20 protein-coding genes are annotated in these 22,325 nt (G+C 42.9%); 2 read left to right on the forward strand and 18 right to left on the reverse strand.

Annotated features, from left to right (window positions below; all coding sequences use genetic code 11):
• Positions 1–35: 35 nt before the first annotated feature.
• Positions 36–1,655 carry an N-acyl-D-amino-acid deacylase family protein gene (locus AC0MXB_RS10285; protein WP_474039581.1) on the reverse strand — a complete coding sequence of 540 codons (1,620 nt, stop codon included), beginning with the start codon at positions 1,653–1,655 and terminating at the stop codon, positions 36–38.
• A 66-nt stretch (positions 1,656–1,721) separates the two neighbouring features.
• Entirely contained in the window at positions 1,722–2,972 is a 1,251-nt protein-coding gene (locus AC0MXB_RS10290) for an MFS transporter (protein ID WP_474039582.1), read from the reverse strand.
• A 303-nt stretch (positions 2,973–3,275) separates the two neighbouring features.
• On the opposite strand from AC0MXB_RS10290, the gene AC0MXB_RS10295 reads away from it, so the two are divergent.
• Positions 3,276–4,628 (forward strand): hypothetical protein, encoded by a 1,353-nt coding sequence (locus tag AC0MXB_RS10295; RefSeq protein ID WP_474039583.1) that lies wholly within the window; start codon positions 3,276–3,278, stop codon positions 4,626–4,628.
• Here the strand turns inward: AC0MXB_RS10295 and AC0MXB_RS10300 are convergent.
• The 16 genes from AC0MXB_RS10300 to AC0MXB_RS10375 form a co-directional block, all read right to left on the reverse strand.
• Positions 4,609–5,967: a hypothetical protein gene (locus AC0MXB_RS10300; RefSeq protein WP_474039584.1), complete on the reverse strand. Its 1,359-nt coding sequence runs from the start codon at positions 5,965–5,967 to the stop codon at positions 4,609–4,611. The genes AC0MXB_RS10295 and AC0MXB_RS10300 overlap by 20 nt on opposite strands.
• 33 nt (positions 5,968–6,000) lie before the next feature.
• Positions 6,001–6,924 (reverse strand): EamA family transporter RarD, encoded by a 924-nt coding sequence (rarD, locus tag AC0MXB_RS10305; RefSeq protein WP_474039585.1) that lies wholly within the window; start codon positions 6,922–6,924, stop codon positions 6,001–6,003.
• Between the two features lie 148 nt (positions 6,925–7,072).
• On the reverse strand, positions 7,073–8,215 hold the full coding sequence (locus tag AC0MXB_RS10310) for a metallo-dependent hydrolase (protein ID WP_474039586.1): 1,143 nt from the start codon (positions 8,213–8,215) through the stop codon (positions 7,073–7,075).
• A gap of 18 nt (positions 8,216–8,233) precedes the next feature.
• Complete coding sequence (locus AC0MXB_RS10315; RefSeq protein WP_474039587.1) at positions 8,234–9,514, reverse strand: MFS transporter; 1,281 nt, start codon at positions 9,512–9,514, stop codon at positions 8,234–8,236.
• A gap of 338 nt (positions 9,515–9,852) precedes the next feature.
• A complete protein-coding gene (locus tag AC0MXB_RS10320) occupies positions 9,853–11,211 on the reverse strand; it encodes a PTS galactitol transporter subunit IIC (RefSeq protein WP_474039588.1) in 1,359 nt (452 codons plus the stop codon).
• Positions 11,212–11,415: 204 nt separating this feature from the next.
• Positions 11,416–11,910: an acyl-CoA thioesterase gene (locus tag AC0MXB_RS10325; RefSeq protein WP_474039589.1), complete on the reverse strand. Its 495-nt coding sequence runs from the start codon at positions 11,908–11,910 to the stop codon at positions 11,416–11,418.
• Between the two features lie 92 nt (positions 11,911–12,002).
• Positions 12,003–12,689 carry a type IV pilus inner membrane component PilO gene (locus AC0MXB_RS10330; RefSeq protein ID WP_474039590.1) on the reverse strand — a complete coding sequence of 229 codons (687 nt, stop codon included), beginning with the start codon at positions 12,687–12,689 and terminating at the stop codon, positions 12,003–12,005.
• Positions 12,690–12,692: 3 nt separating this feature from the next.
• Positions 12,693–13,247 carry a PilN domain-containing protein gene (locus tag AC0MXB_RS10335; protein WP_474039591.1) on the reverse strand — a complete coding sequence of 185 codons (555 nt, stop codon included), beginning with the start codon at positions 13,245–13,247 and terminating at the stop codon, positions 12,693–12,695.
• 3 nt (positions 13,248–13,250) lie between these two features.
• Positions 13,251–14,324, reverse strand: a complete 1,074-nt coding sequence (gene pilM / locus AC0MXB_RS10340; RefSeq protein ID WP_474039592.1) for a type IV pilus assembly protein PilM — start codon at positions 14,322–14,324, stop codon at positions 13,251–13,253.
• A 22-nt stretch (positions 14,325–14,346) separates the two neighbouring features.
• The gene (locus AC0MXB_RS10345) at positions 14,347–15,096 is read right to left on the reverse strand and encodes a prepilin peptidase (RefSeq protein ID WP_474039744.1); all 750 of its coding nucleotides are present in this window, start codon (positions 15,094–15,096) and stop codon (positions 14,347–14,349) included.
• A 106-nt stretch (positions 15,097–15,202) separates the two neighbouring features.
• Positions 15,203–15,613 carry a competence type IV pilus major pilin ComGC gene (locus tag AC0MXB_RS10350; RefSeq protein ID WP_474039593.1) on the reverse strand — a complete coding sequence of 137 codons (411 nt, stop codon included), beginning with the start codon at positions 15,611–15,613 and terminating at the stop codon, positions 15,203–15,205.
• 35 nt (positions 15,614–15,648) lie between these two features.
• A complete protein-coding gene (locus AC0MXB_RS10355) occupies positions 15,649–16,869 on the reverse strand; it encodes a type II secretion system F family protein (RefSeq protein WP_474039594.1) in 1,221 nt (406 codons plus the stop codon).
• A gap of 36 nt (positions 16,870–16,905) precedes the next feature.
• The gene (locus tag AC0MXB_RS10360) at positions 16,906–17,961 is read right to left on the reverse strand and encodes a type IV pilus twitching motility protein PilT (RefSeq protein ID WP_474039595.1); all 1,056 of its coding nucleotides are present in this window, start codon (positions 17,959–17,961) and stop codon (positions 16,906–16,908) included.
• A 17-nt stretch (positions 17,962–17,978) separates the two neighbouring features.
• Complete coding sequence (locus AC0MXB_RS10365) at positions 17,979–19,646, reverse strand: GspE/PulE family protein (RefSeq protein ID WP_474039596.1); 1,668 nt, start codon at positions 19,644–19,646, stop codon at positions 17,979–17,981.
• Between the two features lie 19 nt (positions 19,647–19,665).
• Entirely contained in the window at positions 19,666–20,955 is a 1,290-nt protein-coding gene (locus AC0MXB_RS10370; RefSeq protein WP_474039597.1) for a secretin N-terminal domain-containing protein, read from the reverse strand.
• Positions 20,945–21,556, reverse strand: a complete 612-nt coding sequence (locus AC0MXB_RS10375; protein ID WP_474039598.1) for a hypothetical protein — start codon at positions 21,554–21,556, stop codon at positions 20,945–20,947. The genes AC0MXB_RS10370 and AC0MXB_RS10375 overlap by 11 nt, the downstream gene beginning before the upstream one ends.
• Positions 21,557–21,863: 307 nt before the next feature.
• On the opposite strand from AC0MXB_RS10375, the gene AC0MXB_RS10380 reads away from it, so the two are divergent.
• On the forward strand, positions 21,864–22,319 hold the full coding sequence (locus AC0MXB_RS10380; RefSeq protein WP_474039599.1) for a type IV pilus modification PilV family protein: 456 nt from the start codon (positions 21,864–21,866) through the stop codon (positions 22,317–22,319).
• The last annotated feature ends 6 nt before the right edge of the window (positions 22,320–22,325 follow it).

Raw genomic sequence — 22,325 nt, forward strand, 5'->3', positions numbered from 1 at the left:
TTTACGCAAAAGGCCCAGTCTTTTTTTATCACTTCTTACTTTGTAACAACGCGACCATTGAATACTTCTTGCTCAACTCCGTCCTGAAGGGCTACAGCGCCATTCACAATCACCGTGTCAAAACCGACAGAATACTGCTTAGAATCTTGATATGTTGCCTGATCCGATACTTTCGCTGGATCAAAAATCAAAAGATCCGCAAAGTTCCCTTCAGCAAGAACGCCGCGATCTTTTAAACCCAAGCGTTTTGCTGGCATATAGGACATTTTCTTCACAGCTTCCGCTACGGTGAGCAGACCTTCTTCTCTAACATACTTGGCAAGAACACGGGCCCTCGTGCCGAAAGCCCGCGGGTGAGGCTTTCCTGTCGACAAAACGCCTTTATTCGCCATGCTCATACCGTCAGAACCAATTGATGCCAAGGGATGTTGTAAAATTGCCTGCAAATCTGCTTCTTGCATCATATGGAGAACAATCTGAATCCGGCCTCGTTCTTCCACTAACAGATCAAAGACAACTGAGTAGGGATCTTTACCAAGCAGTTCGGCAAGTTCCGCTATTGTTTTGCCTTCGAGTTCTTTATTTTTCTCGGTAAATACAGTGGAAAGCATAATATTTTGCCAACCGCCAGCCGCTTTGGACATGTTCTGCCAACCAGGAATTCCCTGCTCAATACTTTTAATCATTTTCATCCGCTGCGTACTGTCGCCAAGACGCGCCAGCAGCTTTTCCACACCGCCTTCAAAGGCCCATGGAGGAAGACAAGCCATTAAGCTGGTCATTCCAGCTGTATAAGGATATAAATCGAAGCTAGTTTCAATCCCGTCAGCCACAGCTCGATCAATTCGACCTAACAGTTCATCCGTGCGACCCCATACGGAGGAACCGCACAGCTTCAAATGAGAAATGTGAACAGGAGTTCTTGCTTTCTGGCCAATCGTCAGAGCTTCTTCCAAAGCTGTAAAAACATCCTGGCTTTCATTTCTGATATGGGTTACATAAAAACCACTCTTCGAGCGAATTTCCGCCGTCAATTCAGCTAGCTCGTCAGTGGTGGAAAACTCACCAGGCATATAGATTAGGCCCGTACTAAAACCAAGCGCTCCTGCTTCCATGCCGTCGCGAATCAACTGTTTCATAGCTTCCATCTGTTCAAGCGACGGATGGTCCGGTGAAAAGCCCATCGTCGCAATCCGAATCGGTCCATGGGCCAAAAGCGGCGCAATATTGACGGCTGGCGAATGAGCATTGATATAGTCAAGATACTCCGCAAAAGAAGACCAGTGCAATTTTATTTCTACTGGAATTGTGCCAATCATCCGTGTTCCTAAATAATCAACAAGCAGTTTTTCCTGCCCTGGTTTTACAGGCGCCACACCAATCCCACAATTACCGATGACCTCTGTCGTCACGCCATCATGAATTTTACTACTGGCATGAGGATCAACCAAAACTGACAAATCGGAATGGGTATGCATATCGATAAAGCCGGGACTGACGACTTTTCCAGCGGCATCAATCGTAGTTTTGCTTGGCGCACTGCCAAGCTCGCCAATCGCTGTGATGCGATCTCCCGTAATTCCAATATCGCCTTTGTATAGGGGGCGGCCTGTCCCATCGGCAAGCTGTCCGTTGACAATTTTCAGATCAAACATGAAAGCCCTTCTTCCTTTATAAAGTGAATTTTATTAACTAACTGTTTCTACACTACCCTTTGCATATTATGATGAGGATCGTACCAGTTTTCCATCTTCAGTAACCGTAACGGCCACCACTTTGTCAGTACGAATCGTCAAGGCTGAAATAATTGTTAAGCAAGCTGCGCCAATCAGGAAAAAGAAGGCCGCATCATAGGAACCGTTAAAGGCGCTAATCATAAAACCAATAATAACCGGCGATACAAATCCGGCTGACTGCCCTCCCAGATTAATCATACCGGCAGCAGAGCCAGATACAGTCCCAGGAAGAAGTTTCATTGGTAAGGACATGCAAATTGCCATTACGAATGATTTAAAGAAATAGACGATGCTTTGGAAAAAAATAACCATTCCGACTGTTTGTGCTGTATACATGAAGTAGAGGAACACAGCCGTCATGGAAGCACTGCCAATGAGGAAATACTTTTCTTTTTTATCAAAGAAACGAACCATGAGCCAGCCGCCGATAGCCGTGGAGATCCCTGCCGCAATAAACGGCAGCGGCGTCAACAAACCAATTGCTTTCAAATCAAGATGTCTTACTGTCAACAGATACGTAGGCATCCAGGAATCAAGCCCTTTATTTACAAGACTAAGACCAAACCAGGCAATAACCAGTTTCCACATTAATGGCATTTTCAACAATTCTTTCATGGGGACTTTCTGTACTTTTGCTTTCGTTTCGCCAGCCTCGCTAGGGCGTGTTTCTCTTACGCCAAACCAATAAACAATAATAAAAATAATCCCTAAAGCTCCGATAACGCCAAACATATGTCTCCAACCAAGGAACATCAATAAGGGTGCAATCACCATCGGTGCAATCGCACTACCAATATAATTCGATGACAATAATGCCGATGTCATTTTCGGTCTATCTTCTTTCGAAAAGTTCTCGGCAATCCCCTTTAAGCTCGCAGGCGGAAAAGCGCCTTCACCAATTCCGAAAAGAAAACGGATCGCAATCAAAGAAGCAAAAGACCAGGCAAGACCTGTAATTCCCGTAAAAATCGACCAGAATAAAATCCCTGCTATAATGATTTTCTTCGAACCAAACTTATCAGCCAGCCACCCGCCAGGCAGCTGCATGAGAGCATAACCTACAAAGAAACTGCTAAGCACAATCCCCATAGTCGAAGGACTCATGAGAAACTCTTTGCCAATCGCGGCAAGCGAAATATTAATAGCCGCTCTGTCGATATAGGAAATACACCATCCTAAATAGAGAAGAATAAACACAAAATACTTTCCTGTTGCTTTCTTTTGAATCGTTTCCATGAAGCTCCTCCTTCTGTTTGCTGTTTTACGTAAGATCGTGCTGTTTTTTTCTGCCTGCTCCAACGAATTTCCCCCAGATAACAAAAAATGGACAGTCTCTAAGTGAGCTATCCATCGTCATTGATGTTATCAAGGTTCGAATTTGTCATAAACACATATTTCCTTACAGAAAAAACATTAAAAACAACCTTTTGTAAATATGAAATTAATGATATTATAGCTTTAAAGACCAAGTCCTGAACAGTTCTTTAATTTGACTAAAACTATTTACTCTTACGAAGACAAATTACAGGAGGCATTTCTATGAAAATCGGCATTATTGGCCCCATCAATCAAACCGAGCGGATTAGCCGCTTAATCACAGCAGAATTCCATCATATGGAGCCGATTGCCTGCAACTATAGTATTTATACAGAATCGCCTACCATCGTAAAATATCAACAAGCCCACTTAGACGCACTGCTATTTGCTGGAACAACGCCTTTTACAGTAGCCAAGCGAGCTCTGACTCCTACCATTCCTTGGGAATATGTTCAACGAAATAGCAGTGCCTTGTTACGGGTTTTATTAAAAGCGGCTTGGTTATACCATTATGATATTACCAAAGCCAGTTTCGACTCTTACACAATGCAAACACTTTACGAAGTCTACGGTGAGATTAATCTGACGCCCAAAGAGCTATCGCTGTACGCTGCCGACACTGACCTATCGCGCTCGGATTATTTAGAATATGTCTGCGCCTTTCACGAAGAGCAATTTAGAAACAATAACGTCGCTTGCTGCTTTACGGCGCTACAAGGTGTGGTATCTTACCTGAAAGCAAAAGAAATTCCCTATATTATGATTGAGCCAACAGAAGCCATCATTCGCGAAGCCTTAACAAAGCTCCAACTTAACTATGCACTTCAGCTTAGCCAACAAAGTCAAATCGTAGCGCTTTGTATTCAAATTGATGAACAAAACGAATACTCCCTCTTCCAGGAAAATGAATACCAGGCTGCCATTGATCGCATGAAGCTATCGAAAGAAATTTACCTCTTTGCACAAAAAATCCAAGCGGCCGTTATTGAGGTCAGCCCCAAAGAATACCTACTCTTTTCAACACGACAACTCTTAGAACAGGAAACAAATAAACTACAGAAAATCCCTCTCTTAGAAGCCGTAAAAAAAAATTCCTCCGGCACAATCAGCCTGGGAATCGGGTTTGGTCAAACAGCCAAAGAAGCCAAATACGGGGCGATGATCGGCATGCGTAAAGCCAGCCAAACAGGCGGCAATCAAGCTTTTTCCTATAATAAAAAGAAGCTGATTGGACCATTAGCAGCCAGCTCGCAAGCAGAAAACACCCCACCGAAAGTCGATGAAAAATTTCTTCAAATTTCCGATCAAACAGGCATCAGCATTAATACACTCTTTCATCTGTACGGCCTCATCGAACAGCATGGAAAAAGCACCTTCACCGCCAGCGATTTAGCAGAGCTAGCTGGCGTCACACTGCGCACGATGAACCGGATCATTGAAAAACTGGCAGACCATGGCTATTGCGCAATTGTGGGTAAAAAAAGCCCTAGCGGCACTGGTCGGCCAAGACGTATTATTCAAATTCAGTTGGAAAGTAAAGCAATGAAAGAACCGCTTACGGCCAAAGACAAATGAACAGAAGACCTTCCAGAAAAAAAATCAAAGAATACAGCCCATTCCAGCGCCAGGCTACATCGAAGTTTTTTACTTGTAAAAATTTCGCCGTCATCAAAACCATGCCCGCAAAAGGCGAAGCAATAAAAGAAATGGCGCTAGAAAGCAATAAGAGCAGTGAAATTCCTACAGGCGATAAAGGGAGCGACAGCGCCATAAGAACTTTGCCAAACAGAACGACTAAAATAAACGGATGAATGCCGACAACTGCCAATAAAACAAAAACACACGGGATCACCAAGAGAGCCAATAAACCGAACTGTGTAATATAAAGCTGCAGTATCGGTTGAAGTTGTCCTAAAACATTGCTTTTCTCTACGGCCCCGGCAAAAAAACCCATGGCTAGAAAAAAAACCGACAAATCAACGGCCTTTGCCACGCCTGATTCCCAGTAAGTTCTCAGAGCATCGCGAAAACCTGTCTGTCGCCAAAAAGACAGCAGCCAAATCCCCGAAACGGTAAGTCCCGCTAGTAAAATCCTTCCTGACCCGGCACCGATGTTGCCTAACTCAAACAGGGCAATCAAGCCGATAAGTCCAAGAACAACTGCCGCAATATGAACAGACTGCCGTAAGGCAGTCTGTTTTGTTGCGCTAGGCGCTGCCTGCTGAGCTGAAATAGCCAGAGGTCGATTTAAACCAGAGAAATGCTCTAAGACATAGGCTGTCGCTAAACCTAGTATACTTAACAAAACACTAGGCAAAAATAAGGAAAACCAAGAAGCGCCTGTCACTTGTAATACTAATAGCATAATGACAGCGCCTGGCGCCCAAAGCAAGGCCATAGCGTAACCACGTACAATAGCTGCTGATAAAAAACGCGGATAATCAGAAATTGTATTTTTAAAGGCCTTGCTAAATAAAGCAACCATAACCGGAACCGTACCAAAAAGCAGAAAGCTGGAAAACGCATGGGTAATTAAAGTAGCAAACAGAAATAAGCCGCTTTCTTTACGAAAAGATTTTTTCAACCAATATTCAATCGTGTCGCTATACTTTCCCAGACTAATAGGCAAAGTAAATAGCTGCATGACCACAATAATTGCAATGACATTCGTCATCGAAATAAAAGAGTCAAGCCAGATAGACAGCGGCAATTGATAGTTCCAAAGTAAAAAAGTACCGCAAGCGAGAAAAAAGAGCGTCATTTTCTGAAAAGATTTTCCCTGAGCCGGAAAACCTGTAAGAAATAACAGCAATGACACGATACCTAGCGAAACCGACAAGCCATTTGGCTCAACAATTTTAAAAAGTTGTAGTAAAGCAACAGCAACAATAGTGAATTTGCAAAACTTATTCATTTTAGGCCTCCTTGCCTCTTGGCAGCACGTCTCTTAGCGAACCAAAACCTTTGCAAAAGATTTTCCCAAGGCGGTAAAGAAAGGGGTCTTCGCTAAGGAGAAAAGTAGCAGAGCGAGCCAAATGCAAGAAAAGGAAATAAAATGAACCGCTGTAAAGACTTCCTGATACAGAAAGATCCCCAGTAACAAGGTCAACGTGGGCGATACATATTGAATCAACCCTAAAATACTGAGCGGTAATTTATTAGCGCCTTGAGCAAATAATAATAGCGGAATTGCCGTAATAATACCTGTACCAATCAAAAAAAATGATGTTGCCGTAAACGAAACAGAAAAAGAGCTCCCAGTCGTTTTTTCTAAATAGAATAAATAGGTGCAAGCGACCGGTGCAATGAGCATCGTCTCTAAAGTAACCCCTGTAATCGGACTGACCCTCACTAGCTTTTTACATAATCCATATAGCGCAAAACTGCTAGCAAGCGCTAAAGCTACAAAGGGAACGGACCCAAAGTGCCAGGTCAAGTAGCCAACAGCCGCTCCGGCTAACAAAATAGCAAAACTTTGCCAACCATTCAACCGTTCTTTCAATACGCCTACGCCTAATAAGACATTCACAAGCGGATTGATATAATAGCCTAGACTTGTTTCGATCATACGGCCCTCATTGACAGCCCAAATATAGACAAGCCAATTCAAACTAATTAATAAAGCCCCGCAAATCACAACAAATGTTTTTTTGGGGGAAGATACAATAGATTTTACTTCTTCCCAAAATTCCCGCTGACGACGAATCAACAGAATGAGGCAAGTCATAAATACAAAGGACCAGAGAATGCGATGCGCCAAAATCTCCGGAGCCGCAACTCCGCCTAACAGTTTCCAATAAACAGGCAAAATCCCCCATAAAACATAGGCGCCTACAGCCGCAGCTAATCCTGAATTGTCTTGTAGTCTCATAAAATCTCTCCTAATATAAATCCCCATCAATTGAGAATCATTTTAAACAATATTGTATTTATAATAATACAAGAAGGAGATAAAAGCAAAACCGCTTTTTTGCCAAAGCGGCTAAAAGCGGTTTTATTGAAAACAAACCTTACAGTAATTATACATTAAAAGTAATATGACGATAAACAAGTCGACCGCCTAACAGAGTCAACTGAGGCACTAATACTGCTTCGCCTAGAAGTAAATCCCCCTTAAAATCGCTAAAGGTCACAGCTTCCTTGGTCAGCCGATAAATCGCTACATCGGCACAAGCTTCTGGGGCCAACGTACCAATCTTTCCATTCAAGCCAAGTGCTGCTGCCGGAGTGGCTGTGCAAGTGCGAACCAGTTCAGTCAAAGACAATCCCATGGCCAGGAATTTAGAAAGTAAGAACGGCAGCCCCATGGCGGGAGGACGATACAAAGTCAAGGGTGTCGTGTCAGAACTAATAATATCCGGTTCAAAGCCAGCGGCTAGAGCCTGCCGAGCTGTAGCAAAGGTAAAATTAGTCCGACCATGCGCTACATCAAATAACACGCCTCGATCACGGGCGCTTTGCACAGCTGCCTTGATATTGCCTGTCTCGGTTAAGATTGTACTTCCCGTTCCATGATACATATGGGCGAAAATATCGCCGCCACGCAACAAATCAGCTAAGTCGCTCGTATCATTAGGCGGATTTGTTGCATGTACCATGATCGGACAGTCAAATCGTTCTGCAATGGCCAAAGTTTTCTTCAAAGGCGCCATACCGAATTCTTTCACAATACCACGACTGTGACGTAACTTAATCCCGCGCAGAGTCCCTTGGTATTGCTCTAATAATTGACCGATCTTATCTGCATCAAAACAATCTGGATCTAAGTTTTCATCATAACGATTTGTTGTCTGACCTGTAGGTGAAACATTTACAAAACTGCAAATTCTCATAAGTGAATGATTTACCACGGCTTGTTGAAACACTTCAAAATTTGCTGTTCCGGCACTGCCGCCATCGACAACAGTCGTTACACCATAAGGTAAAAAAGCGCTATCAGGAGCAACACTGTTTTCTGTTCCCCGAAAAAATACGTGACCATGAAAATCAATCAACCCTGGCAATACTAAACAACCTGTCGCATCAATTACTTCGCTAACTGTATCGCCAGGTGTTGGCAAGGGACCGATTTTCCCGTTATAGATTGCAATATCACCAATTTCATCGCGGTTCACAGCCGGATCAATCACTCGTCCGCCGCGAATTAATATATCACAGTTCATGCAAAAGCCTCCAAAGAATTATTTTGCTGGTACCGATTCCAATACAGCCTCTTCTTTGATTGGCTTAACAGCGAAAGCAACAGCTAATGCACCAATAATGGCTAAAGCGCCCGCTAATAAGAAAGCTGCTGAAAAATTGCCGCCACTTGACTGTACGATATATCCCGTCACGGCAGGCCCTACAATACCAGCTAAGTTCGATAGAAAATGAACAAAACCACCCACACCGCCTACATTTTCACCTTTAACAGTATCTTGGATGATTGCCCAATAGTTCGAAGTCGTCAAATACTGACAGAAAATCGTGAGTGACATGAGTGCTACAGCGCCAAAAGCAGTCGTCGCCATACCACCAAGACTGACCCCAATAGCAGACCCGATTAAACAGCTAACAATTACGACCTTGCGAGAAAACATGAGTTTGCCAGTTTTGCGATATACTGCATCAGATACAAACCCGCCGCCCACTTGCCCAATAAACCCAATCAACCAAGGAATAACAGAAACAATAGCCATATCTTTAAGGCTTAACCCCTGCGCCATAACAAGATAGCTGGGAAACCACGTCAAAAAGAAATAAAGAATATAATTGCTAGCAAAAAAAGCAATCGCTGTAGCTAAAACTGTCGGCTGTTTTAAAAAATATGCTAACGAAGTCTTTCCCTTTACTTCCGCTGTTGTAATTTGACCAGCTTCGATTTCCTGTAATTCTTCAGGCGATACACGCCGATTCTGCCGTGGATGATCTGTAACTAATTTGACCCAGAAAAAAGTCCAGATAAAACCAGCAATCATTAATACAATAAACGGAGTCCGCCAACCCCAATGTAAAATCATAAAAGCTACGATCGGGCCGGTAAGAGCAGCGCCGAGCGACATGCCGCCTGTTGAAATCCCCACGGCTCTAGCTCGTTCACCAGCAGGAAACCAATTATTAATAGTTTTGTTATTGGATGAACCAATCGGTCCTTCGCCAAGGCCAAAGAGAACTCTTACAATATATAAGGACGTGAAACTTGTAGTAATAGCAGTTAATCCACCGAAAATCGACCATATCGACATAGCCGCACCAAAAATTTTACGTGGTCCTAAAATATCAGACATCCAACCACCGATAAAATTGAAAAGTGCATAACCGACAAAAAAACTACTGAATATTAATCCCATATCTGCTGGATTCAAATTAAACTCTTTGGAAATATGAGGCGCTGCAATTGACAAAGCTGCCCGGTCAACATAGTTAATAAAAGCTGCAAAAAAAAGCATTAACAAGACAACTTTACGATATTGTTTAAACATTTTCCTATCCCCCAACTCATTTTAACTTTTCTGAAAATACGCATCCTGCCTTCAGAACGGTCTAATAGCATACCTCCTCCTTCAAAAACCATGATCCGTTTTACCATTTTCAGAAATCATCAAATTGCAAGTATCGTGCCAATTATCTTATTAAGCCGCTACTGCCATATTTTACAGCATTCTTATTTATTTATAAAATGTATTCTTGTTGCATTCTCACCATATTATCGCAACAGTTGCAGTATAATACTACATTTGTGGCATTAAAAAAAGAGACTTTTCTAATGCCAACGGCTTAGAAAAGTCTCTTGATTTATTGAATTTGAAATAATTATGAATTAAGCAACGGTTTCCTGTACGGTTCTTTTGGCTAACACTCGTTCAATGTAGAACCAAATCGCTAGGAATAGTGCCAACAAAATTGGCACAGTCAGATAGAGATTGCCTGTAAACACCTTATAAATCATAAAAACAATCGGCATCGTCGTACCCGTAAAGGAACTAATCATCATACCGGCAGGAATGGTATCGCCAAGACCGACTGAAGTGGCAGCGGCCGTAACCAAGTATGCTGTCCAGGTACCAAAAAAGAAGTATGGAATAAAAGCAATCGTACATAAAATCAAACTGCGAAAAATATTTCCGTTCGTCAAAGCAACAACCATTGCTACCTTATAAGGCAAAGCAGCTAGGTCAGCAAAAGGTAACAGTTTATTTCCAGGTAACAACACAGCTAAGGCCAGTAGGATTGGTACCATAAGCAGCGCCGTCGTAATAACCGCAGCATCACCAAGCAAAATAGCCGGATCAAGACCAATCAATATTTTTCTGCCTTTAAACTTTTCGTCACTAATTTTGCGGGCCTGCTCAGAAATCGGCTTTAAGCCTTCTACAAAAATATGCGTCATTTTAGGTAAAAGCAACATAGCCGCGGCCATATTAATCCCTAAACCAAAAGCCTTATAGAAGTCATAACCGCCGAGAAAACCGATCCCAACACCCAAAATCAAACCAATTACTAACGGTTGGCCGAAGGGACCAAAATATTTCTGCAGACTCGCCATATTAAAATCGATTTTGTTAAAACCAGGAATACGATTAAATAATAAGTTCAAAGGAACGGCAATCGGCAAATTCATCAGAGCATGAATCGCCGGAATCGTAACACCCGGCATTTTATAATATTTGCTAACAAGTGGCGCTGCCCAATCGGCCATCTTATAGACAAATAAAGCGGTACAAGCCGCAGCACCCACAGCAGCCGCTACATTGTCCGTCTGAAAATAGACTAAAGCGCCTACAGTTAAAGCATGATGATAATTCCAGATGTCTACACTAAAAGTATTCGTTTTATTTAATACTAGTAAAATAATATTAGTAGCCATAATTGCTAAAACCATAATCGGTACAATCGGAGAGCTCCAGCCAATGGCCGCAACAGTACCAAAACCCATATCAACAATATTCAGCGATACTCCCATATGATGAACCATTGCTTTCGTCGCTGGTCCCAAACTCTTACCTAAAAACTCAATAACTAATTTCAAACCAGCAAAAGCCGCGCCTACCGTTAAGGCGCTTTGCAAAGCTTTGCCAAACTCCAACCGGAAAGCCAGTGCAAATAAAAAGATAATAATGGGCAATAATACCGTTGGCCCCGCTTGAATAATTCCTTTAAATACTGCAAAAATTTCCATGAAAACTCCTTTCTCTACTCCTATGCATTTTCTGTAATTTTCAATGGCTTCCATTATTAAGGTGTACAGTATACCATTTAAAATATACTAAGCCACGAATTATTCTTAATTTCGCGAGTCTTAAAATAATTCCTGCAAAAATAAGAGAGATTTCCTAAATTTTTGAAAACTATCGGAAATCTCTCTTGCTGTCAAATCACCTTTTTAGCGATCAAATAATACAGTTTGACCTTCTTCCTTTTTACGTTTGTTCATTTCATGTCGCTGCTGGCCTGCCTCAAAACGAATTTTCTCTTCTTCCGTCTCTAATTTTAGTGGCGAAACACTAAGCGGCTTACCGCCCACATTCAGTGCGACCATGGTAAAGTAAGCCGATAAAGCAGCCTTTGCCGAAGCTTCACTAAATAAATCCTCCACTTCCACAGTAACAACGACTTCCATAGATGAACGATTCACAAAGGTAAGAAAAGCATGGCAAGTCACCAAATTGCCTACAAAAATCGGTTGATGAAAAATCAATTCATCAACCCTGGCTGTAACAACATTCGTGCGGGCATGGCGCTGCGCTACTACATAGGCGGCGTTATCCATTAGTTTCATAATTTCGCCGCCATGGACATTACCCGAGGGATTTGCTTGATCTGGCTGCATTACTACAGACATGATCAAAGCAGAGCTTGCAACAGTTTTTCCTTCCATTCTCTTCTCACCTTTTCCAATGCATTTTCGCACTGCCTTAAAAACAGCACAATACATTTCTATGCTGGAATCGGCAAAAGAATGAAGAAATTTTACTTTTGCTTAGCACTAGAACTATCGCCTCTAGCGGCTGACTCAACGGTATTGATCGGCTGCTCTTTAGCCGCTCCGGCTGGTTTCACGGGCTGGCTGGTTGCCGGGCTATTCGGAAGAATTCCATAGCTATAGACAACAACTACGACTTTCGTTTGTAACTTATCTTGTTTTGCCTGGGTATCGACGACAACAACATTAGCCAAACGCGTTGTTTTTTCTAAATCCTGTAGAAAGTGCATCGTATCAAAAAACATGCCCCGTACATCTAATTCAAGAGGAATCTCGCGGTAATTTTTTTGATTGATCGGTGCTCCTGGCTTAATTCGAGCCAATTCTAGATTGTTTTTCTTGGCCACTTGATCCACTTGAAATAAAATGCCGCTCAAATCATTATGATCAGGAATTTGCAAGGAAACAGCAGCTAGCTCACTATCAAGCTCTCCCCAATATACGCTAACATCAGGATGATCCTTACGAAAGGTTTCTAGGCGTGTATTTTTCACGGTAACCGCTTGCAACCGACTCGTTCGCTCCTGTAAAACTTCCTGCTGCGGCACAAGAACAAAAAAATATAGCAAAACTAACACAAAGAGCCACCCTAAACCGAGCAGCGCTAGTTTTTGCTTTACAGTCCATTGTCTTTGCTGCTCTTTCCACTTATCCAGCAACTGCTTGCTATCCATTCATCACTTCAACTCCCGGATTTGAACCGTAATTTCAAAACGCTTACTTGACTGAAGCTTATTCGTATTTTCCTCAGCAATCGCTAAACTGGGATTTACAAACATAGCATCATTTTCCATTTTATTAATAAATAAGGTTAAATCCAGATAATTTTTGGCAACCCCCGTAATCTTAATAACTTTTCTGGCACTCTGCTCTTTATCTTCCGATGAAAAGTTTATAAACCAAAGATCAGGCGGTGCAATCGCTGTAAGATGCGAAATAATATGATACCACGGAATTCTCGCTTGGGAAATTTGCTGAACTAGCCCTTGTCGCTTAGCAATTTCCTGTCGCTGCCCTTCTGTTTGGGCAATCTCTTTTTCCAGCGGTTCAAGCTCATCATTGCGAGCCTGAAGTACTTGGATTTGTGAATCCATATGTCCGATAGAGTATAGGTTATAAGAGAAAAGAGTCACACAGACTAGTAATAACAAACTACTAAAAATAGTTGAAATTCGAGCAAGGGGAAGCGAGGGTGGCCGGTGCTCCGGCGGTAACAAATTCACTCTTAGCATAATTTATCCTTCCTGTAGAGCCAAACCGATGGCGACTGTAAACTGCGGCGCTGCGGCATAAAGTGAGCTTCGGTCAAGCTTCTTGCTGATTCGAACCGCCTCGAACGGATTATTTAGTAGGACAGGCAGTTCAATCTGTACCGCTAAATGCTCAGCAAGACCTTTCAGTAAAGCGCCACCACCAGTCAAAAAGACTTGCTCAGCAATCATTTCTTTGTGCTGCATTTGATGATATTCAAAAGTTCGTCTAATTTCCCGCGCTAAATCTTCGACAACATATTGAATCTGACTATGCAGTTCCTCTGTCGGCCCTTTGGCAGTAAGCGACGGCAAGAGATTTCTCCCTTTTACCTTCACCGCCTCTGCTGTTACATAATCCACTGCCATGTGCTGCATCATGGTTTGTGTAACTTGATGTCCGCCTAAAGGAATTGTACGAACTACTACAGGTGAGCCTTTTTGTAAAATCATAATTTGGCAAACATTTTTCCCGATATCGACAACAATCCCATTTAGAGAAGTGGGAAAAGTACGCTGCACAGCTAGCGCTTCAAAGTCAATCGCACCGATTTGCAATCCTGCCGCTTCAGCTAACTGGATAAATCGATTCACTCGTTCCTTTAAGGCCGAAACTATGAGAACTTTTGCCTCTGTTCCTTTTTCGCCGCTTACCTTTTCCACTACGGTATAGTCGTAATAGTAGGAGTCTGCTGCATAAGGAACATAGGAGTCCATGTCCCATTTGATCGCTTCTGCCATTTCTTTCGGTGATAAATCAGGCAGTATAACTTCTCGGGAATAGACCATCCTGCCGCCAATACCAAAAACGGCATTTTTTCTAGCTTGCGGAAACTGCGCTGTCATGCTACGAAGCAATTCCGCTAAAGCTTCCATATCAATAATTTCCTCATTCTGCATAATTTCAGCCGGAATCGCGCGAATAGCTGTTCCCAGTAGCATAGGCGCGCTATCTTTATGGGAAATATAGGCCATTTTAATATAACCGCTGCCAATATCAAGGCCTAGAGCTTCGGCGGACTGTCCTAATATTATACGTTTCACTATTTTCCCAATCATTGCCTCTCACCTGCTTGCAAAATTAAAGTATCATACCAAAATACCAGGCTAATAGATCGGTTCCATAAAGCCAGGTGATCAAAGCGGCAACCGCCATAAACGGCCCAAAGGGAATCGCGTCTTTTCTTCCTTTACGCCCCAAGGCTAGCAAAACAATCCCGATAAAGCCACCTAATAAAAAAGCGAGAAATAACATAAGAATCACGCCTTTAATTCCCAACCACAGCCCTAAGACCGCCGCAAATTTCACATCGCCGCCGCCCATACCGCCACGACTGATAATCGCTAATAATAATAACACACCGCCGCCTAACAGCGGTCCAACACAGAAATCAATCCAATCTAAATGAAACAACACTATTTCTATTATAAAACCAGCCGCACTAAGGCACAACAAAACCTTATCTAAAATCAACTGGTAATCATAGTCGATATAAGTAATAACAAGTAAAAAAGCGGCAAATATAGCCGCTGCTGCTCCATAATCAAACGAATCATAGCGCCAGTAGCAAAAAGCAAATAAAAATCCGGTTACCAATTCTATCATTGGGTAGCGCAACGAAATCTTGCCAGCGCAGTGGCTGCAACGCCCGCTCTGCCAAATATAGCTAAGAAGAGGTACTAAGTTCCAAGGTTTTAAGGGTTGCTTGCAAGTCGGACAATGCGAAGGCGGATAAAGGATCGATTCTTCGCGTGGCAACCGATAAATACAAACATTTAAGAAGCTGCCAATAAACAGCCCTGCTATAAAAAAAAGGAATAACACGGTCATCATCCCAAACAAATTAGATTGAAAAATTTCACTTACCATAAAGAGTTTAACTTAGAAAAGAATTCAGCCGGAGCCGCCGCCATCAGGCAGCGGCAGGCTGAAGAGATCATTTTGCAGTCACGTTTTCAGCTGTCAAATTTGCTCCCGTACCAATCTTATCGATTATTGCACGCCCATCTGTATTGATGCTATAAGCTGATCCCGATGTGTCTTGTGCACTACCTTTATACATGGCCTTAGCTGGGGGCGTAGGCTTACTTGTAAGCAGTTTTGCTGTCACAAGGGCATCAACAGTATCAGGTATTGTTCCTGCGTTATTCGCCTGATAAATTTGGCTAGCCGTATCAATCGCGCTGAGATCCGCCTGAATCTTCGCCGTCCCGGAGGTAGCTGTCGCATCAGCAAACTTGGGAATTGCAATAGCCGCCAAAACACCAATAATAGCAATAACGACAAGAAGTTCAATTAAGGTAAAGCCTTGTTGCAGTTTTAGCTGTTTTCTGATTCTTTCGATCATGGTTTCACCTCCCTTCATGGATCAAATAATACACCTTAGATCGAGTTCATCGATGTCATCACATCAAAGAGCGGTAGCATAACGGCGGCAATAATCGCACCAATAGTCAAACCTAAAAAGAGTATCAGCGCCGGTTCCATCAAGCTGCTAAGGCGGCTGACAAGGTCATCGACATCGTCGTCATAAAAGTCGGCAATCTTCTCGAGCATTTCATCTGTCGCGCCGCTTTCTTCGCCAATAGCAATCATCTGTACCACCATCGGCGTAAAAACCTTGCTTTCTTGCAGTGTATAGGCTAGTCCCATTCCTTCGGCAACGTGAACTTGGGCTTTATCAAGCGCTTCGACCATGACAAAATTTCCGAGCGTCCGTTTCACAACCTCCAAAGCAGCTAAAATTGGTACGCCGCCTTTAATTAAGGTACTTAACGTCCGGCTAAAGCGAGCCACTGCAACCTTTTGAATCAATCCTCCAACGACAGGAATACGAAAGAAAGCCCCATCGATAAACCGTCTTGCTGTCGGTCGCTGATAAAACTGCAGGAGCAAGAATACGCTACCAACAGCTAGTAGCGCTAATGCCAACAGATTTTCCCTGATAAAGGCGCTAGCAGCAAGCAAAACCCGCGTAAGCAGCGGTAATTCCGTCTTCATATTTTTAAACATTTCCATAAAAGTTGGAAATACAAACGTTAAAATGAAGGTAACGACAATCAACGCAATCGTAAGGACTGCGGCCGGATAGGTCATAGCTGATTTAACCTTTTGATTGAGTTTATGCTCTTTTTCAAAATGGGCTGCCAGCCGTACTAGCACAATATCGAGCACACCGCCGACTTCGCCGGCCTCAACCATATGAATCATAATCGTGGGAAAAACCTCACTGTGATTTTTTAAAGCAACCGAAAGTGCCTCGCCTTCACGGATTTTTTTATATACGTCCTGCACCGCCGCTTTGAGCGAAGACTTCGTTGTTTGCTCCGCAAGAATATTTAAACAACGTTCCATTGGCACGCCAGCATTCATCATCGTACTCAGTTGTCGGCAAAAAACAGCTAGATCTTTTGTTTTGACCTTAGAACTAAAAAGCTTTATGTCCCGCCAGGAAAAGCTAACCTGCTTTTCTTTTAAAGCCGTAACAAAATACCCTTTTTCCCGCACATAAGATGCCGCCGCCTGCTGCGTATCAGCTAGAACAGTACCGGAAAGACTCTGCCCGTCTCGGCTGCGAGCTGTATAAATATATGTCTTAGCCACTTTCTACTCCTCTCGCCGTCAAAATAAACTAGGTTATTAGTAGGGCTGAGCCAAACGGACAAAAGATTCTGGGTGAGACGCCCGCATTACTGCGTCTTCGTAAGTCACTAAACCATTTGTGTAGAGATTTTTCAAAGACATGTCCATAGAAATCATGCCGCTACGCATCCCCGTTTGGATAACTGACAGAATTTGATGGGTCTTCCCTTCGCGAATCAAATTGCGTAAAGCAGGCGTAGCTGCTAGAATCTCTAAAGCTACCACTCTGCCAGTATTGTCTTTTCGCGGCAAGAGTTGTTGGCAGATAATCCCTTGCAGTGTCAAGGAAAGCTGTACTCTAATCTGCTGCTGCTGATAAGGCGGAAATACATCTATAATGCGGTCAATCGTCTGCGAAGCATCACCTGTGTGAAGCGTGGCAAAAACAAGATGCCCTGTTTCCGCCGCAGTCACAGCAATGCCGATTGTTTCGGCATCACGCATTTCACCGACGAGAATCACATCGGGATCTTCTCTTAAGGCCGCTCGCAGCCCATTGCCGAAGGATTTGCTATCCGCATGAATCTCCCGTTGGTTAACAATGCTTTTTTTATGTCTATGTAAATATTCAATGGGATCTTCCAGTGTCAGAATGTGACAATCTCGCTCCGTATTGATGAGATCAATCATCGCCGCTAGCGTAGTAGATTTACCACTGCCTGTCGGTCCGGTAACAAGAACAAGGCCGCGTGTGGAGCGAGCAAAGTTCTTTAAAATTTCCGGATGTCCTAACTGATCCAACGTCGCAATGGTCTCATTCACGAGTCGAATTGCCATTCCCATGGAACCACGCTGCCTGAAAGCATTTACCCGAAAGCGACTTACACCGGGAATAGCATAAGAAAAATCGAGTTCTCCATTCTCGCGAAAGCGGGCCTGTTGCTCTTCATTCAGTATCCCTGTGACTAGCGCTGCTGTATCAGCTACCGTGAGCACTGGTCGATCTGTATGAATTAAATGGCCATTTATGCGAAAAACCGGTGGAACGCCTACCGTAATATGTACATCAGAAGCACGCCGTTGCACGGCTTCTTCCAGTAATTCTCGTATCATAACTGATTCCTCACCTTTCACCCCTGCGAAACGCGCATAACTTCCTTAACCGTCGTAAGTCCCTGCAGAATTTTTTGAATACCATCGTCAAGCATACTTGTCATGCCGTTTGCTGTAGCGGCTGATCGAATTTGATCGGTGGAAGCGCTCTGGCTGATCAAAGTACGAATTTCTTCGTTGATAACCATGACTTCATGAATAGAAATTCTGCCGCGATAGCCTGTACTACTGCACTCCGTACAACCTTGCGCCTGATAAAGCGTCACAGGCTCGGAAGCATCAAGTCCTAAAAAAAAGCGTTCTGGTGAATCTGGATTCAATTGATAAGGCTCTTTGCAATGAGGGCACAACAACCGAACAAGTCGCTGAGCCACAATACCAAGAATCGAAGAAGCCACCAGAAACGGTGGAACTCCCATATCAATTAAGCGCGTTATCGTACTAGGCGCATCATTGGTATGCAAAGTTGACATCACTAGATGCCCTGTAAGAGCGGCACGGACAGCAATATCAGCCGTTTCATTATCGCGAATTTCCCCAACCATAATAATATTCGGATCTTGGCGTAAAATGGATCGCAACCCCGTAGAAAAATGCAAGCCTGCTCTCGCATTGACCTGAACCTGATTAATTCCGGCTAAACGATATTCGACTGGATCTTCTAGAGTCACAATATTTTGCTGCAAATCATTCAATTCTTCTAGGGAAGAGTAGAGTGTCGTTGTCTTACCGGAACCAGTGGGACCAGTAACGAGAATCATACCATAGGCATGCTGATACAAGCGGCGATAACGAGCTAAGTTTTCGCCAGAAAAACCGAGTTTCTCCATATCAAGCACTACCGCTCTTTGATCAAGAATTCGCATAACCATCTTTTCGCCATAAATCGTTGGTAAACTTGATACCCGAATATCTACAGTAGGGCCTAGCTCATTTAGAAAGATTCGCCCATCTTGGGGCAACCGCTTTTCAGCGATATCCATGCCGGCCATAATTTTAATTCGGGAAATTATCGCTGCCTGAATATTCGCCGTAAAGCAGCAAATCTCGCGCAACACGCCGTCAATCCGAAAACGGACCCGCAGATTTTCTCCTTGCGGCTCAATATGAATATCACTGGCCCGTTCACGCACAGCCTGCAAAAACAAAGAGTTTACAATGCCAATAATGGGGGCGTCGTCAGCCGTTTGCAATTCTTCGATGGGTGTCTCTTCGATCCGCAAGCGGCTTACAGCTTTTTCGACTAATTCATTGACACCGTAATACTTGCTAATCGCGCGCAGAACATCTCTTTCTGTCGCAATAACCGGCGTAACTTCACACTCGGCAGCCATGCGCACATCATCAATTGCGTAAAGATTCGTAGGATCCGTCATGGCCAGTGTCAAAAAGCGTCCATCTTGTTTTACCGGAAAAACTTTATATTTTTCGGCAATCGCCACAGGCACCTTTTTTAGGATTTCCGGTTGAATTTCAATCTGAGCCAGCTCAACGTGAGGTACGCCCAATTGAAACTCAAGAACTTCAACCATCCGTTCTTCCGTAATATAACCGAGATCTAAAAAAATCCGCCCGAGTCTTTCCCCGGAAACTTTTTGTATTCCTAAGGCTTTATTCAATTGTTCTTGAGAAATAATGCCTGTCTCAATCATCAAGTCGCCTAAGCGCTTCCGTTGTATCACCATAGTATCCTCGCCTATTTATCTATTTCACAATATGGGCTGTTAGGAAAATCACAATTTCACTATCGCTCCCTGTATTGTGAACACTTTTAAACAAAGCTCCTAAAATCGGCAGATCACTTAAAAAGGGTACTTTACTTACCGTCTCCGATGTTTGTTGGCCAATCAATCCGCCAATCACCATGGTTTCGCCATCTTTTACTTTTACATTCGTTTCCGCTTCCCGCGTCGAAATTTTATATTGTTTAATATCTGACACAAGCTCTGGCGTACTCACTTCTGTATGTACCTTGGCAAAAATCTGTCCATCTGGTGAAACGACCGGCGTATAAACCAGTTTAATCCCAGCATCAACATATTGTATCGACGTCGTAGTCTGCCCATTCTGTATCGTTTGCGTCTGTACTGGAATTTTATCACCAATCATAATTTGCGCCTCTTTACCACTCACGGTAGAGATTTTAGGCTTGGCTAAAACTTGCGCCTTGCCGTTACTGACTAGAGCGCTAATTGTCGCCTGATAGTAAAATTCGTAAGGACGCCCTTCCGGCCCTTTGCCAAACTGAACCACACCAGGATTCGTCAAAGTGCTGTTACGAGTAATCTTTGCCGGTGTCGTCTGCGTATACACAAGTTTCCCATTGCTATCAGTCGTTGCCGTATAAGTCGGCGCCGTATAATCATACATCTTTGGCGTTGCATCCCACTTCCAGTCAATTCCTAGATCCTTCGTAGCCGATTTACTAATTGCCAAAACTTTAGCCTCTAGCTCTACCTGTTGAACGGCTACATCAAGCTTTGCAACCATATCAGTCATCCGTTCAATTCCAGCAATTGGCCCGCTGACTAAAAGTGAATTAGAAACAGGATCTATATCTACTTTTACTTTAAGACCATCCGCTGCGCCAGTCAGTGATTTTTTTAGATCATCAGCCATAACATGTTCCAACTTGATCGTTTTCAGGCTGGCCAAATCATTCTTTTCGACAAGAATATTTTTTTCGCCAATATAACGATAGGTCAATCCCTTGCTCTGCGTAATCAAGCTCATCGCCTCAGCAAAAGTTACATGATCTAGTTTGATGGTAAGCTCACTGGACTTATCCTTTACGTTATCACTATCAAAAACAATATTTACCCCTTCTAAACTAGCCATAGTATGAAAAACGACAGGGAGATTTTCCCTCACAAATACGAGATTATAAAAACTTTCCTCGGCAAAACAAGTTGTTCGCCCTAGTAGAATTACGGCTAAGAAGGAAAAAAGTATTTTATTCCAATTGCAGTAAATACGGCGTCCTTTATCTTCCATTTGCGGCGCCTCCATTTTCTCTTATATCTTCTAACTGAAGAATTTTTCTTGCTCCAGTTGATTGTAAAACCACATAGTCTGCACCAATCGCAATTAGGCGATATTGCCCAACCTGCTCATTGACGCGATAAGCCTTCGACTCTCCCCCTGTGTTAATAACCGCTAAACGAAGACCGTCTGATTCAGCAATCCCGGTTAATTTCATAGCGGTACTGCCAGTAGTCGGACGCCAGGTTGTCACTGTATCCTGCCGCGAAAAATCAGGCTGCTTCATTGCTCCTGTAGAATTTACCGGCGGTTGCGGCGAATTAGTCGCTGCTGGCTGACCGTCCTGTCGATACTCAGGCGGAAGCGAAAAAGGATTGCGAGTAATTAAATCTGGTTCGCCAGAACTAATTTTTCCGGGAGGATTCTTTTTGGGTTCCGCTATTGGCGTTTTAAGCGGTTCACTGACCGAGACAGGACGTGATTGACCGTCGCCTAAATTCAAATACACCCAGCAGCAAAATATAATTACGACGACAACTGCAACTCCTATTAACTTTTTTTTCATTGCTTCAGAAATTACAATCTCTTGCTGCAGCCAACTTGGTATTTGCAAACTCTTTGCCTCCCGTTATGATAAAACAAGACTCTATCCCATTGTAAAATTCCATAACTGTACAATAAAACCAGGATAAGAGTCCTAGTCTTTGTGTAATTTATTGTAACAGATATTCAATAAAACGACAATTTTATTAAGAACTAATTTTTATTAAAATAATCTTTAAAAAGACAATTTATTATTAAGAAATCTTAATATATGGGATCTTGCTATTGTAATCTTATATTAAAATGAAATAAACTACTACTATAAAGATATACCAGTCTTTTATATTGAACTTGATTTTCTCTAAAGGAGTCTAATTATGAAAAAAGATTTGCACTCCCAAGGCGGTTTTTTATTAGCGGAAGCCTTGATTGCTATCATGTTTTGTGTCGCCCTACTGGCGCTTGGCGGTTTTTATATAATGCTTAGCAAATCAACAACAAACTCAGCCAATTATACAAATGCAACGAATTTGGCCCAATTATACATAGAAACCTTTAAGGCAGCACAAAAAAGCACATCCCCTGATGCGCAACAATTCAAAGTTACAGCAACTCAGACCCCTGCTTTTGATGGCGCCACATTAATTGATCCAAAAACCTTGCCGAAAATATACGAAAATTACACAGTCACTTTCACGCCCGAACCAGTAACAACAAGCGATACTGCTAAGAACAGCGCTAAAACACTTGTCGCCTATACCGTAAAAGTGACTTGGCAAGAGCAAAATAAACCATTACAAGTTGAACTCATTACATTTATTCCGCAGCGTTAGATAAGG

Source organism: Pelorhabdus sp. sgz311001 (assembly GCF_055901755.1).